Raw genomic sequence first — 13,849 nt, 5'->3', positions numbered from 1 at the left:
ATTGGTCAAGTCTTCCATTCTTTACAGATGTACACCATAAATTATAAGAACACTCAGCAATGCAGTTATATCAACACCTAAAGTGGTTTTTCCGTCAGCATCGTTTTACTTACGCAATCGCGTTATCGATGCTATTTGCCGTCGCTATGCTCAACATGGCGGTGCCGTGGCTTATTGGTAATGCCATCGATAAGCTATTACAAACCAAAGACTTTTCTCAGGCTGAAATCTATTTATTCGCCCTTTTAGGCGTCAGTATTCTGGTGTACCTGCTTAGATATGGCTGGAGAAGAATGCTGTTCGGTACTTCCTATAAGTTGGGGAACATACTGCGAGAGCAGTTTTATCATCGCCTGCTTCGTCAGGGCCAAGCGTTCTACAACATCCACTCTACTGGTGATTTGATGGCGAGAGCCACAAACGATATTGATGCTGTCGAAGTTGCTGCTGGTGAAGGTATTCTTTCTGGTTTTGATGGATTGCTTACGTTCATTCTGGTGCTGATCATGATGTTCATCTTCATCGACTGGCAGTTGGCGATTTTAGCCATCATCCCATTTCCTTTCATGGGATACGGCTTCTATAAGCTGTCGAATCGAATCCATCACCAGTTTAAAGAGACATTAGATTCTTTCTCTACCCTAAACGAACAAACACAGCAGTCGGTATCGGGTATTCGTTTGATTAAATCTATGGGTCGAGAAGAGATTGAATCAGACAAGTTTTCGCAAATTGCCCAGCAAACTGCACGCACCACCTACAATGTGCAGCGCTCGGAAGCTCTGTTTGATCCGATAATTCAGCTAAGCCTTGGGGCTGCCCTGTTGATTGCCCTACTCGTCGGTGGTTGGCAAATTAGCGAAGGTCGTTTAACGGTTGGTCAGCTAACCAGTTTTACTCTGTATTTGTCTGAATTAATTTGGCCGATGTACGCATTTGGTTGGTTAATGAACATTTTGCAGCGCGGTAACGCGGCTATTGGTCGTTTAGAGTCATTGTTGAAACTACCCGATTCTGTTGCAGATAAAGGCACAACACTACCAGAAGGTTACGCTCTTTCTGTCGACGATGTCACTTTCAACTACCCTGATACAGCGCCTAATGTCTTAGAAAATAGTAGCTTAAAAAATAGCACCTTGAAGCATGTTTCTCTGACCGTAGAGCAAAATCGAGTGTTAGGGATTACCGGAGCCACAGGTTCAGGTAAATCAACCTTACTGCATTTGCTAATGCGCTACTGGGAATCTACCCACGGTAGTATTTCAGTTTCAGGCGTGCCAGTTGCGAATATTCCACTCGCCAATTTGCGAGGGCTGTATGCGTACGTACCTCAAGATGCGTTTCTGTTCAGTATGACCATCATCGAAAACATTCGTATTGGCATGCCAAACGCCACCGATGAAGACGTTTATCACGCAGCAAAACTAGCTGCGATTCACGACGATATACTGCAATTCCCAGAAGGCTATCAAACTCTTGTGGGCGAACGCGGTGTGACTCTCTCAGGTGGACAAAGACAGCGAATTTCCATTGCTCGTGCACTCATAAGCCAAGCACCGATATTGGAATTGGATGACGCTCTCTCCGCCGTCGACATTAAAACAGAGAAACTGATCATTAAGCATTTACAACAACGAAGAGAACAAACTGTTGTGGTGGTTAGCCACCGCTTGTCAGCTATTGAGCACGCCGATGAAATCATTGTCCTTTCTCATGGGGAAATTGTTGAACGCGGGAAACACAATCAACTTATTAGTCTTGATGGTTGGTACTCTCGAATGGCGGCATATCAACAAATGGAACAAGCATTAGAGGAGGATCTGCTATGAAAAAATCATCTTCTAACAACTCAGGATCAGTTAAGCTTCTGATGAGTTATGTCTTTGCTGAAAAGTCGCTGTTTATTAAAACATTAATGCTGGTAGTACTGGCAACTGGCTTTGATGTGCTCGGTCCAATGCTCAGTAAAGTGTTTATTGATGAATTCGTTATGCAGAACCACTACCCTGTTTGGCCTGTGGTGGGCGTGATTTCGCTGTTTGTTATCTCAGTATTGCTTGGGACATACCTCAAGTATCAACAAACGCTGCGCTTTTTGGACATCGCACTCAATGCCGTATTGGACATTCGCAAGCGCTTGTTTAAGCACGTTTTGACGCTGCCTGTTTCGTTCTTTGATTACTCACGCACGGGTCAACTAGTCAGCCGAATCACTAATGACACAGAGTCGATCAAAGACATCTATGTGCAGTTTTTGTCGAACATCTTAGCTAACTTAGTGCTACTCATCGGTATCCTGACCGCAATGGCGATTTTGGATCTTCAATTGATGTTGGTTGCTTTGACACTTATTCCGGCAGTTGTAAGCTTGATTTACCTTTACCAAAAGTTCAGTGTGAAAGCGGTAACCCAAAGCCGACAACTGCGCTCAGACATCAACTCGACGATGAATGAGTCCATTAGCGGCATGACGGTTATTCAAGCGACAAACCAACAAAACAACAAACAGCAGCAGTTCGAGGGCATTAACAGCCAGTATTACGACACCCGCTTAAAAGCTGTGATTGTTGGCTCAATGTTGCTTCGCCCTGCGATTAACTTGCTCAGTATTCTTATACTTGCCGGCGTAGTATGGTTCTTTGGCTTACAAGTGGTTGAAGGCGTGGCTGAAGTCGGTGTTTTGTATGCTTACCTCAGTTATCTTGGTCGTTTTACTGAGCCGCTTGTTGAGATCACTCAGCGCTTTAGCTTATATCAACAAGCAGTTGTAGCTGGCGATCGCGTCTATGAGCTATTGCAAGAGTCCTCTTTAGAACAAAAAGACGTTCGTTGGGACGAGATTGAGCAAGGAGATTTAAGCATTGAAGATCTTACCTTCAGCTACCAAACTAATAAACCCGTTCTGCACAGCATCAATGCCACGATTGATTCAGGTAAGTTCTTCGCCATCGTAGGACATACTGGCAGTGGTAAATCGACTCTGCTTAACCTGCTATTGAACTTCTATCAGCCACAAGCAGGTTCAATAAAAATTGATGGACACGAGCTCAGCCAGTATTCGCCGAAGACTCTACGTCAATTGATTGGTTTTATCCCTCAAGAACCCTTCGTCCAAGCAACAACGGTGTTTGATAACATCGATATGGGTAGAAACTTAAATCAAGAAGCCGTAGAACGAGCTGCTAAACAAGCCCATTTGCATGAAGTGATTATGCAGATGACTGACGGATATCAAACCCAGTTAGGTGAAGGCGGCTTGCGCTTATCGACAGGTCAAAGGCAGCAATTGATCATTGCTCGCGCATTGGCAGGATCACCTAAGATTTTGTTGTTGGATGAAGCAACCGCCAACATCGACAGTGAAACTGAGCAAATCGTTCAACGCGCTTTAAATGAGTTGAGAGGCAAAGTGACACTGATCGTGGTAGCGCATCGCCTTTCCACCATTCATCATGCCGACCGAATTTTGGTGCTTGATAAAGGACACCTTATCGAGCAAGGCAATCATAATGAGTTGATGCGGTTGGATCATGGTCGCTATAAAGCCATGTACCAACTTCAGCAACAAGAGCGTATGGTTGCAGAAGCAGAACGTTAAGCAAAAAGAGTGGCAACTAAGCCACTCTTTTTTTAGCAAATACAATTAGCTAACTCGCTGATCATTTCTAATCGAAAAAACATTAAGCAATCCTTGATGTCTAACTGCTACTATTCCAAAGAACAAATAACCATATAAAACAATGTGATTAGATATAGTTATTCTACGAATTTAACTTTCTTGACCCTCTGTTAAAGATTCGATTTGGACGAATAGGCAATACTGAAAGAGGATCTGGCATTCTCTTTTACATTTTGAATTACTAAAATATGTCTTAGATTAAACGTCATCTGCATTTTATTTGCGGGTGTATAACACGGTTAGCGTCAATGTAATTCTGAACGTTAACTGCAACTCTCAAGAAGGGTGTGACAATGCAATTAGATTTCTCTTACTACAACCCAACGACCATTCACTTTGGTAAAGACTCTCTGGCTAAATTGGATAGCGAGCTACCAAAGTTTGGTGACACTGTAATGTTGGTTTACGGTCGTAATGCGATTAAATCAAACGGCCTTTACGATAAAGTTATCGCTAGCCTAACCGCTGCGGGTAAAAAAGTGGTTGAGCTTTCTGGTGTAATGCCAAACCCAACATACAGCAAAATGATGGAAGGTGTTGAGCTTGTACGTGAGCACAAGGTAGATCTTATTCTTGCTGTAGGTGGTGGTTCAGTTGTTGACTGTGCGAAAGGCATTTCAGTGGCAGCTTACTGTACTGAGCAAGACCCATTCCAAAAATACTGGGTTGAATGGCAAGACGTTTCAAACGAAGTAGTGCCAGTTGCTTCAATTCTGACGATGGTTGGAACTGGTTCTGAAATGAACGGTGGCTCTGTTATCACTCACGAAGAAAGCAAAACCAAAGCGGGTCGTGTGTTTCCACCAATGGCCTACCCTAAATTTTCAATCTTGAGCCCAGAATACACATTCACTGTATCTGAGTACCAAATGGTCAGTGGCGTGTTCGACACAATGTCACACCTAATGGAGCAATACTTCTCTGATCAAGGTGCAAACACGACTGATTATGTGATTGAAAGCCTGTTGAAATCTTCTATCGACAACCTACGCGTTGCGCTAAAAGATCCTCAAGATTATGAAGCACGCAGCAACATCATGTGGAATGCGACTTTGGCTCTTAACACAGTTACCGGCCTATCAAAAACACAAGACTGGCAAGTTCACATGATTGAACACCAGCTAGGCGCTTACACTGACTGTGCGCATGGTATGGGTCTGGCTGCGGTTTCTCTGCCTTACTACCGCCTAATCTACAAATTTGGTTTGGATAAGTTTGTTCGCTTTGCAACTCAAGTTTGGGGTGTATCAGCGGAAGGCAAAACCAAAGAGCAAATCGCACTAGAAGGTATTGATGCACTAGAAGCATTCACCAAAGAATGTGGCATCGTGACTTCACTTGAAGAGCTTGGCGCGACGAAAGAGATGCTACCGAAAATCGCAGAATCAACCATTATCCTAGGTAATGGCTATAAGAAACTGACAACAGAAGAAGTGCTTAACATTCTGGAAGAGTGTTACTAATACTTTTCAAATTGTGAGTTAAAAATAAAGGGTCAGATATGGGTTTCCTGTATCTGATTCCTTCATTTAAAAGAGCTATGTTAATCAAGGAGGATGACATGAAACTTAAACGAATTGGTTTCACTCTCTTCACTTCCCTACTTGCTGGTCTTTCGCTCATGGGCTGTACCGAGAAAGATTGGCGTACGGCTAGCCGAGAGCCCGCGGGGATTGCCCCGAATCCTAACGAAGTCAGTGAAGCTGTTATAGAGTTCTATGCAGCCGACGCATACAGTTGGCGCGGTTGGTTTGCCGTACATTCATGGCTTGCTGTAAAACCACAAAACGCAAATAAATATACGGTTTATGAAGTAGTTGGTTGGCGGCAACCTGCGCTGAATGAATATACAACTGACACTCCAGATCGCTATTGGTTTGGTGCTCGCCCAGAGAAAATTCTATCTCTTCAGGGTGAAAAAGCTGAGTTATTAATACCTAAAATTCAGCAGGTGGTAGCCCTTTATCCATGGGCTAATGAATATACCCTTTTCCCCGGTCCGAACAGCAATACTTTCCCTGCTTGGGTTGGTAATCAAGTTCCAGAGTTAGGATTGAAAATGCCTTTCAGAGCTATAGGCTCTGGCTACGCAGACTAATCAAGATCCAAATAAAAAAGCCATCGCCAACAACATATAGGACGATGGCTTTTTATTGCCTAGTATTAAGAGAGATCAGCTAAATGATCCTTAATGTAACTATCCAAACTGCGTGCAGGTTTGCCTGTTAGCACCTGAACCGCATCACTGACACCCGAAGTCCAACCTTCGCGAACTGGGTAGAAAATCGAAGTCAAGAATTCTGCGTAGTCAGCTGGTACTCCAACACTCTTTAGCATGTCACAGAATGCAACGTCTTCCATTGCTTGATATTGCACAGGCTTACCTAGTGCTGAACTGATTTTTGCTGCTGCTTCCGCATAGCTGAAAGCTTCTGGACCAGTTAGATTAAACGCTTGATTGTCAAATTTGTCCGTTAATAAAGCCGCTGCTGCACTTGAAGCAATGTCTCGCACGTCAATAAAGCTAGATTTTCCGTCAGCAGCAGGAACAGCGATCACTCCTTGGTCAATGCCCGCTTTCCAATAGGTATGGAAGTTATCTGAGAACCAGTTAGGGCGAAGAATAACATACGGAACACCTGATTTTTCAAGCGCTATCTCTACTTGGCGATATGGAATAGAGTCATCCGCATCTACACCTAACACGCTTTGAAAAACAACTTTTACATTACGCGCTGCTGCTGCTTCAACCACTGGGGTCAATAACTCTTTAATTGCTACATAACCGCCTGCGAGCATAACGTATGCGCGATCGACACCTTCAAATGCAGAGTCAAAGGTTGTTGGATCGCTGTAATCAAACACCACACCTTCAGCCGCACCCATTGCTTTACCGCTACGAGAAGCCGCTTTTACTTGTTCACCTTTAGCCAATAATTCTTCCACTAATGGGCGTCCAACATTACCTGATGCGCCTAATACCAATACTTTACTCATTTTGAATCTCCTAAGTATATTTTAGATACTTTGTAGTTGATGGATACTTGATGATTAATCTATACTCTTCGAAACGAGTTGTGAAGAAGGCACTTTTTAGTAACAAGGTAACTTCGAAGTAACCATCTCGTGATTTCAGCATAGAGGATAAACCGTGGATTTCGCGTACGACGTTTATGAAAACCGCTGCCCGACAAGAGCAGTGTTGGATCGCATTGCAGATAAGTGGGCAATGCTCATTTTGGATAAGCTCAGCCATGAGCCAGTGCGTTTTAATCACCTTAAAAAAGATATCAAAGGCATATCTCAAAAGGTGTTATCACAAACATTGAAGAAACTAGAACGTGATGGACTCGTAACAAGAACCGTTTTTCCAACCGTTCCAGTTACTGTTGAATATGCGCTTACACCATTAGGTAATACGCTAACAGAAGCCGTAGCTGCACTTGCTCACTGGGCAGAACAAAATATGGATGCAGTACTTGCAGCTCAAGAAGATTATGATTCGAAGTTAGAGCTAACAAATTAGACTTTCGACGACCGTCTTTTTACTAAATTACGCTGTATGTGTATTAATAAAGCTGCACATATACAGCGTATTTTTGAATGTGCTATCCGGCCTAGTCGAGCTAAACCAACCAACCCGAAGTAAGGTTCTCATAGATTAGCTTGCTGGTCATGATGAGAGTGACGGCGATAAACACAGGGCGTACGAGACGTGAACCAAACGAGATAACACATTTACTACCAATGATAGATCCTATGATCTGCCCTGCTCCCATGATTAAACCCAATTGATAGTCTACGTGCCCTAGCCAGATGAACAGAATGAGAGATATAACATTGCCTATTAGGTTTAAGGGTTTTGTCGCCATTGTTGCTTGTTTAATGGTGTAACCAAGTAACGTAACAAAAGCCAACATCCAGAAAGAACCAGTGCCCGGCCCAAAGAAACCGTTATAAAAGCCAATCAAAATTCCACATATCATCATAAAGCGAACATTCGACAACAAAGCGGCACTCGCTTCTGTCACTTTCAATTTCTTAGCAAAAATTGAATAGAAAGTAATGCCCACCATTAGCACTGGTAGCAATTTTTCCAGAATTTCCTTATCCATTACACCAACAGAGAAAGTACCTAATGTTGCACCTATCAAAGTGAAGATTACCCCCAAAACAAGTCCTTTGGCGGGGAACTGCTTGTTCCTTATAAACATCACAGATGTTGTCAGTTCACCAATCACAGCCTGCAGACGATTTGTCCCTAAAACCGTCATGGGAGGAAGCCCAACAAGCAATAAACTCGGCACTGTTATTAGCCCGCCGCCACCAGCAATTGCATCAACGACTCCGGCAACCACTGCAACCAAAAATAAGAACACATAAACCCATTCCGCCATGCTGAGATTCACAACATTTTCCATATATCACCTAGTGAATTAAATTTTGTATGGCTATTTGTATCACTGCGTCATATGTAGTTAAATTAACGAAAACTAACTCCTTCATTAAAGTTGAACTTAATGCTTTCATCTCAGGATATTGAATTTTTCATTACTGTAGCGGGTAGTCGTTCACTGGCTGCGGCAGCGAGAAAATTGAATGTAACACCGCCAAGCGTATCTCAGCGTTTACAAAATATTGAAAGAAAACTGGGCGTTAAGTTGATTGACCGAAATGCTCGATTAACCTCTTTAACCACAGAAGGAGAAGTGTTAGCGAGTAAAGGACAGCAACTATTAAAAGATCTTGAACACTTAACTCAAGATGTGTCGGATAAAAAACTGGCTATTTCGGGAGAGTTAAAGCTCGTTTCGTCACTTGGCTTTGGTGAGAAACACATAGGCCCTTTAGCGGCAGAATTTCAGTCGTTATACCCCTCACTTCGTATTGACCTTTTCCTTTCAGATATCCCAAAATGGTCTGTACACAACAGCCCTGACATCATGTTCTATATAGGACATTTGCAAGACTCAGCCCTTAAACGAATTGTGTTATCTAAGAACCGAAGATTATTACTAGCCTCACCTGAATACCTAAAATCAGCACCACCATTGGAAGAACCTCAAGATTTGGAGTTACACCGTTGTATCGCCTTAAGAGAAAACGATGAAGATGCCACAATGTGGCGCTTAACGCATATTGATACTCAACGTGAAACCAGTGTGCGTGTTCTACCAGTGCTTTCCAGTAATGTCAGCAGAGTAACGAAGAACTGGTGTATTGACGGGCAAGGGATCATTCAACGTTCTGAATGGGACGTAAAAGAAGAATTAAAAGCGGGTAAATTGGTTCGGGTTTTACCGGAATATCAACTTCAGGAAGCAGACATCGTTGCCCTACTTTCCTCGGATCAGTTTCATCGCTCACAAAAAGTGTCGGCATTTTTGGACTACGTTAAGCAAAAGCTTCCAGCGAGATTGTGACTCTACAATTATATATTGCTTTGTTACGTGCTAAGACACGAAATATTCAAACAGATTATTTTCAGAACCGTATAGTTCCATTGTCCCTGTCTGTATAAAACCCACGTCGCTTAATAAACGATTCGAAGCTTTATTATCAGGGAATGTAACAGCAAACACTTTATCTAACTTTTGCTTTGGAAGTTCGCTATTTAATACCGCTTGCGCAGCTTCTCTTGCATAGCCATTCCCGTGATATTGAGACAAAAAAGCATAGCCTAAATCGGGGGCATCTAACTCCGGCCTTTTTAATATTCCACACATGCCTATCGGAGTTTGGTTCTCTTTCAATTCAACCATATTTAGGCCAAAACCGTTCTTTTGATAACTGGATATCGGGCCGTTCGTTAGATAAGAAACCGCATCGGCAACACTTCTAACATTCTTGTCTCCAATAAAACGGATAAAACCAGCTTCATTGAGCAGACGAACAATAAAATCAGCGTCAGTTAACTCAAACTGCCTGATGACTAATCTTTCTGTTTCACATATCCGTTTCATTCATTTGCCTTTTTACTTGGTTAAGAGTTCGGTAACTGTAGCCATTATTGTTAGAACACTACCATCTCTGAATCGAAAAATATTCAGAGACAAAATCGATATAGGCTCGTACCGCTTTGGATAGATATTTTCTTGAAGAATAGAGGGCATAAATCGTCAGCGTATTCGGCTTCCATTCAGGTAAGACATGGAATAATGAACCTGATTTTATCTCTTCGGAAACGAGATACGTAGGTTGCAGTGTTACACCCATCGAAGCTTTAGCCGCATGCAACAACACCGTTGCTTCGTTGGCGGTTAAGCAGGGTTTTATTTCAACCGACTCATGTTTATTACCACAGTTCATGTGCCAAACATGTTGCTCGAAATGTTTATAGCCAAGACACTTATGGTTCAATAAATCCTTGGGAGTCTTAATCGGCTTTTTCTTGGCTAAATAAAGCGGAGACGCCACTAAAACCGAATGGCAATCTGCGATAGGTTTACCGATTAATGATGAATCTGGGTTGGATGAAATTCTGATCGCTAAATCAATTTGCTGCTCGACTAAATCTGTAATGGTGTCCTCAACATTGATATCAACCACAACATCTGGGTACTTTTCCATGAAGAGTTTAGTCACGGGTATTAACTGGGAGAAGCCAAAAGACATACTTGCAGAGACTTTGATTCGGCCTTTCAGAGAATCGGCTACTTCAGTCTGTGTTAAATCGACTAATGCTTCCCCGGCAAGCAGCCAGCTTTCCACCTGCTTCAAGCAGTTTTCTCCTGCTGAAGTTAACGTTACTTTCCTTGTTGTACGGTGAAGTAATCTTGCATTCAACCACTCTTCCATCGATTCGATATAACGTGTCACCATAGGTCGTGACATGTTCAATCGGTCTGCTGTTAAAGTAAAACTACCCGACTGAGCAACATCGATAAACACTCTTGCTGCAGTTAATCTGTCCATTTAATTAGATCGTTTTATGAAACACTGATGTCTATAATTAGCTATTTTTCTGAACTTATCAATTCACTATATTAGTTACAAATAAACGAATAGACCCGTTCAGGAACAATAACATGACCAATATTCACTATTTCTATGATCCTATGTGCGGCTGGTGCTACGGCGCATCTTCGCTAATTCAAGCAATAGAAGAAAACCCTAATTTGAACTTGATTTTTCACCCTGGTGGAATGATTGAAAAAAGCGCCCTTTCTGAGCATTTTAAGCAACATATTCTAGCCGCTGACCCACGAATAGCCGCATTAACAGGTGTAAAATTTGGTGAAAATTACACAACGCGACTGAGAACCAGCAATGAGTTTATTGTGGATTCAATGCTAACGACCAAAGCCATCCTAAGTGCACAACAACTTGGCGTGAGCAGCTATAAAATGCTCAAAGCAATTCAGCAAGCTCACTATGTTCAAGGGCTAGAAGTATATAAGTTGGAAGAGCTCCACAAGCTCGTCCAACAATTTGATATCGATGACTCAAAGTGGCTCGAACTGATGGCGTCAGAAGAAACTGAAAGACTGCTTGATGAAACCATCAATCAAAGTCACCTTCTTATGCGTGAGTTGCACGTTTCTGGCTACCCGACTCTTATCGCAGAGCGTGAGGACTCATTAATGAAGCTGCCACATGAACAACATTACGGTCGAATAAACGATTGGAAAAGTTACTTAACGTCTATTTAAGTTGCCATAGCTTCTCCGCAAAACAACTAAAGAATGCCGACACTGCCATAGTGGCGGCCTGTTCAAAACTTGAATCTTAACCAGACGTTATAAACAGCTATTGGAATTCAGATAGATCCAAAGGTACAGCTTCACCAAGCCAATAAGCGTAAATAGTATGGTCCTCAAGTTCATCACCAGACAAAGCATGACCCAAAACACTTAAACCTTTTCGATTTTCATCAAGCCAAGTAATAAGGTGGTCAAAATCCCTCGAAGTAAATTTCAACTGACAACTCCACTTTGTATGAGGGCCAACCAACTTTTGATGCACTCTCCCGACGGCTACTGGATAAAGTTCACCCGCTTTATGGCAAAGATCGGTAGCAAACTGCAATGTCTCTTGTTCAAAATACACATGTGCATGATATGCACGATGCGAGTTGATTGGTCTCTTAACCTCAGTCATAAACGTTACTTCTCTTAGTTATCTGTTTCGATTCCAAGCATAAATAATATACAAATTCATACATTTAATCCTAGATTCGATAGTTTGCGTTGTTTACTAAAGTATTAATTTAATTCATTGAGAGTCTAGTAAAAATATCTCACCTTTAATCTATTAGTGCTATCCCCTCATCACACATTATGCCCAGAAATACCGTCTATACTGTCCAATGATGTAACGGATCAACCTTTCAGAACCTCAACAGGATGAGAATAACTATGCGGAACATTAAAATTGGCGTACTACTTTTTGGTGGCTTCACCATCCCTGTCATTGCTCTATTAGGTCTAGTTTGGATCTCAATCACTCAAATGGGCACAATCAATAACCAATCGACGATCATTTCGACCAATTGGTTACCTTCTGTTCAGCTCATCGAACGAATTAACACCCAAACAGCAGATCTAAGAAACGTAGAATCAGTACATATTATCTCAACTGATGCTGCACAGATTAAGCAAGCGGATCAATCAATTCAGAATATTAAATCAGAGGTCAACGAAACGCTTTCAGCCTATGAAAAACTGGTATCCAGCGATGAAGAAAGTCGCTTGCTACAAGACTTCAAAAAGAAATATGACAACTATCTGAACATTCAAAAATCATTGCTGTCGCTGTCGGAACAAAACAAAAACCAAGAAGCTAAAGATCTATTTTTGGGCACTTCACGAGATGCCTACAGAGAATATTCGGACGTGTTATTGAAGCTGTCTGACCTGAATGAACTTTCAGCAACAAAGGCCAGTGAATATGGTGATATTCTCTACGGTGAATCCATCAGCTTGATGATGTGGGTTGTTGTAGCCGTGATTATTATCGTTATTTTCACTGGCGTGCTCATTGCCAAGAACCTCACTTCATCAATTAAGCAAGTACAGGATGCCATGACCAAAATGGCTGATGGCGATCTAACAACTCGTATCGACCATTTAGGCAAAAATGAATTAGGCGTACTTGCCGAAAGCTACAATAAAACCGCAGCCAATCTGTCTAACTTAACCAGTCAGCTTGTTTCGGTTGCCAATAACGTTGCAGGCTCTTCGGAAACATTGGCCTCTGCCATGAATCAGGCCGACCATAACTCTCAAAATATGCTCTCCCAAGTAGAGCAAATCGCTACGGCTTTGAACGAAATGTCGAGCACTGCATTGGAAATGAGCCAAAACGCAGCCAACGCTGAAACAGCGGCAAATGAAGCCATTACCAACGTTGAAATCGGCAACAAATCGCTGATTAAGTCCAATGACATCTCGCTAAAAATTGGAGAATCCATAACCGAAGCAACGAAGTTGGTGAACCAGTTAAAAGAGTATTCAACTGAAATCGGTGCGGTGATCGAAGTCATCAACAGCATTTCAGAACAAACAAATCTTCTGGCACTTAATGCAGCAATCGAAGCGGCGCGAGCTGGTGAAGCTGGTCGAGGTTTTGCGGTTGTTGCGGACGAAGTTCGTTCATTAGCCGCGAAAACTCAGCAATCAACCATCGATATCCAAGAGATCATTACCAAGCTACAAACCCAAGCAGAAAAAGCTGACCAGTTCATGAAATCAAACACCAAGTTGATTGACGACTCTCAACAAGTAGCCCATAGCGTTCAGGAAGCGTTCAAAGGAATTACTGAGTCTGTAAATACAATTTCTGACGTAAACTCAATGGTCGCAACGGCGGCTAGCGAGCAATCGAGTGTCACTGAAGACATATCTTCAAACATTGCATTAACTGTCGATATTGTTAACCAGAATGTGTTGGGTATCGCGGAAAGCACCAATGCTAGCCGAGCACTAGCACAAGAATCTGAGAGTCAGAAAAAGCTACTGAGTGTGTTTCGTGTCTGATAAGTCCAACCGAGCGGTGTAGACTTTATATAAAATACAATATCTCAAAAGTGCCGGTTAACCACCGGCACAGATAATTCTTTTGTAAAGCTGAGCCATGAAATTCAAGGTTAATTATCGTCACGATAAAATGGTTTAGTGGAAATTTTCTCAATCTCGTGGTCAGTTGTGGATAGAATGGCGTAACTTTTCT

Annotated in this window: 13 protein-coding genes; 8 read left to right on the top strand and 5 right to left on the bottom strand. The window is 42.2% G+C overall.

All coding sequences use genetic code 11. The features are described from left to right. The first annotated feature begins 59 nt into the window (after positions 1–59). The 4 genes from ACOSVQ_RS08285 to ACOSVQ_RS08270 all read left to right on the top strand — a co-directional run bounded on the left by ACOSVQ_RS08285 (position 60) and on the right by ACOSVQ_RS08270 (position 5,777). Positions 60–1,829 carry an ABC transporter ATP-binding protein gene (locus tag ACOSVQ_RS08285; protein WP_491982073.1) on the top strand — a complete coding sequence of 590 codons (1,770 nt, stop codon included), beginning with the start codon at positions 60–62 and terminating at the stop codon, positions 1,827–1,829. Further along, positions 1,826–3,598: an ABC transporter ATP-binding protein gene (locus tag ACOSVQ_RS08280; RefSeq protein WP_491982072.1), complete on the top strand. Its 1,773-nt coding sequence runs from the start codon at positions 1,826–1,828 to the stop codon at positions 3,596–3,598. The genes ACOSVQ_RS08285 and ACOSVQ_RS08280 overlap by 4 nt, the downstream gene beginning before the upstream one ends. 374 nt (positions 3,599–3,972) lie before the next feature. Then, positions 3,973–5,142 carry an iron-containing alcohol dehydrogenase gene (locus ACOSVQ_RS08275; protein WP_491982071.1) on the top strand — a complete coding sequence of 390 codons (1,170 nt, stop codon included), beginning with the start codon at positions 3,973–3,975 and terminating at the stop codon, positions 5,140–5,142. 98 nt (positions 5,143–5,240) lie between these two features. Beyond that, positions 5,241–5,777, top strand: coding sequence for a DUF3750 domain-containing protein (locus ACOSVQ_RS08270; protein ID WP_491982070.1), 537 nt, complete (start codon positions 5,241–5,243; stop codon positions 5,775–5,777). A 65-nt stretch (positions 5,778–5,842) separates the two neighbouring features. Here ACOSVQ_RS08270 and ACOSVQ_RS08265 read toward each other — a convergent pair whose 3' ends face one another. Then, a complete protein-coding gene (locus ACOSVQ_RS08265; RefSeq protein ID WP_491982069.1) occupies positions 5,843–6,676 on the bottom strand; it encodes an SDR family oxidoreductase in 834 nt (277 codons plus the stop codon). Between the two features lie 154 nt (positions 6,677–6,830). On the opposite strand from ACOSVQ_RS08265, the gene ACOSVQ_RS08260 reads away from it, so the two are divergent. Beyond that, positions 6,831–7,205: a winged helix-turn-helix transcriptional regulator gene (locus ACOSVQ_RS08260; protein WP_165313977.1), complete on the top strand. Its 375-nt coding sequence runs from the start codon at positions 6,831–6,833 to the stop codon at positions 7,203–7,205. Positions 7,206–7,305: 100 nt separating this feature from the next. On the opposite strand, the gene ACOSVQ_RS08255 is transcribed toward ACOSVQ_RS08260, so the two are convergent. Continuing rightward, positions 7,306–8,100 (bottom strand): TSUP family transporter, encoded by a 795-nt coding sequence (locus ACOSVQ_RS08255; protein ID WP_491982068.1) that lies wholly within the window; start codon positions 8,098–8,100, stop codon positions 7,306–7,308. A gap of 99 nt (positions 8,101–8,199) precedes the next feature. Here ACOSVQ_RS08255 and ACOSVQ_RS08250 point away from each other — a divergent pair, with 99 nt between their 5' ends. Beyond that, positions 8,200–9,102: a LysR family transcriptional regulator gene (locus ACOSVQ_RS08250; protein WP_491982067.1), complete on the top strand. Its 903-nt coding sequence runs from the start codon at positions 8,200–8,202 to the stop codon at positions 9,100–9,102. Positions 9,103–9,132: 30 nt separating this feature from the next. On the opposite strand, the gene ACOSVQ_RS08245 is transcribed toward ACOSVQ_RS08250, so the two are convergent. Both ACOSVQ_RS08245 and ACOSVQ_RS08240 read right to left on the bottom strand, forming a co-directional pair. Beyond that, complete coding sequence (locus ACOSVQ_RS08245; protein ID WP_491982066.1) at positions 9,133–9,642, bottom strand: GNAT family N-acetyltransferase; 510 nt, start codon at positions 9,640–9,642, stop codon at positions 9,133–9,135. A 58-nt stretch (positions 9,643–9,700) separates the two neighbouring features. Then, complete coding sequence (locus tag ACOSVQ_RS08240) at positions 9,701–10,594, bottom strand: LysR family transcriptional regulator (RefSeq protein ID WP_491982065.1); 894 nt, start codon at positions 10,592–10,594, stop codon at positions 9,701–9,703. A gap of 113 nt (positions 10,595–10,707) precedes the next feature. Between ACOSVQ_RS08240 and ACOSVQ_RS08235 the strand changes: the two genes are divergently transcribed. Next, entirely contained in the window at positions 10,708–11,331 is a 624-nt protein-coding gene (locus ACOSVQ_RS08235; protein WP_491982064.1) for a DsbA family protein, read from the top strand. A 97-nt stretch (positions 11,332–11,428) separates the two neighbouring features. Here the strand turns inward: ACOSVQ_RS08235 and ACOSVQ_RS08230 are convergent, their stop codons facing one another. Further along, the gene (locus ACOSVQ_RS08230; RefSeq protein WP_491982063.1) at positions 11,429–11,779 is read right to left on the bottom strand and encodes a DOPA 4,5-dioxygenase family protein; all 351 of its coding nucleotides are present in this window, start codon (positions 11,777–11,779) and stop codon (positions 11,429–11,431) included. A gap of 257 nt (positions 11,780–12,036) precedes the next feature. Here ACOSVQ_RS08230 and ACOSVQ_RS08225 point away from each other — a divergent pair, with 257 nt between their 5' ends. After that, positions 12,037–13,656: a methyl-accepting chemotaxis protein gene (locus ACOSVQ_RS08225; RefSeq protein ID WP_491982062.1), complete on the top strand. Its 1,620-nt coding sequence runs from the start codon at positions 12,037–12,039 to the stop codon at positions 13,654–13,656. Positions 13,657–13,849 lie beyond the last annotated feature (193 nt).

The organism is Vibrio sp. HM8-C (genome assembly GCF_058630515.1).
The sequence above is the reverse complement of the archived record's forward strand: the minus strand, read 5'-3'. Positions and strand labels throughout refer to the sequence as shown.

What these genes read in the sequence shown, in the direction of transcription:
- ACOSVQ_RS08285 (WP_491982073.1), top strand. Translation starts at nt 60, where the DNA reads ATGCAGTTATATCAACACCTAAAGTGGTTTTTCCGTCAGCATCGTTTT.
- ACOSVQ_RS08280 (WP_491982072.1), top strand. Translation starts at nt 1,826, where the DNA reads ATGAAAAAATCATCTTCTAACAACTCAGGATCAGTTAAGCTTCTGATG.
- ACOSVQ_RS08275 (WP_491982071.1), top strand. Translation starts at nt 3,973, where the DNA reads ATGCAATTAGATTTCTCTTACTACAACCCAACGACCATTCACTTTGGT.
- ACOSVQ_RS08270 (WP_491982070.1), top strand. Translation starts at nt 5,241, where the DNA reads ATGAAACTTAAACGAATTGGTTTCACTCTCTTCACTTCCCTACTTGCT.
- ACOSVQ_RS08265 (WP_491982069.1), bottom strand. Translation starts at nt 6,676, where the DNA reads ATGAGTAAAGTATTGGTATTAGGCGCATCAGGTAATGTTGGACGCCCA.
- ACOSVQ_RS08255 (WP_491982068.1), bottom strand. Translation starts at nt 8,100, where the DNA reads ATGGAAAATGTTGTGAATCTCAGCATGGCGGAATGGGTTTATGTGTTC.
- ACOSVQ_RS08250 (WP_491982067.1), top strand. Translation starts at nt 8,200, where the DNA reads ATGCTTTCATCTCAGGATATTGAATTTTTCATTACTGTAGCGGGTAGT.
- ACOSVQ_RS08245 (WP_491982066.1), bottom strand. Translation starts at nt 9,642, where the DNA reads ATGAAACGGATATGTGAAACAGAAAGATTAGTCATCAGGCAGTTTGAG.
- ACOSVQ_RS08240 (WP_491982065.1), bottom strand. Translation starts at nt 10,594, where the DNA reads ATGGACAGATTAACTGCAGCAAGAGTGTTTATCGATGTTGCTCAGTCG.
- ACOSVQ_RS08235 (WP_491982064.1), top strand. Translation starts at nt 10,708, where the DNA reads ATGACCAATATTCACTATTTCTATGATCCTATGTGCGGCTGGTGCTAC.
- ACOSVQ_RS08230 (WP_491982063.1), bottom strand. Translation starts at nt 11,779, where the DNA reads ATGACTGAGGTTAAGAGACCAATCAACTCGCATCGTGCATATCATGCA.
- ACOSVQ_RS08225 (WP_491982062.1), top strand. Translation starts at nt 12,037, where the DNA reads ATGCGGAACATTAAAATTGGCGTACTACTTTTTGGTGGCTTCACCATC.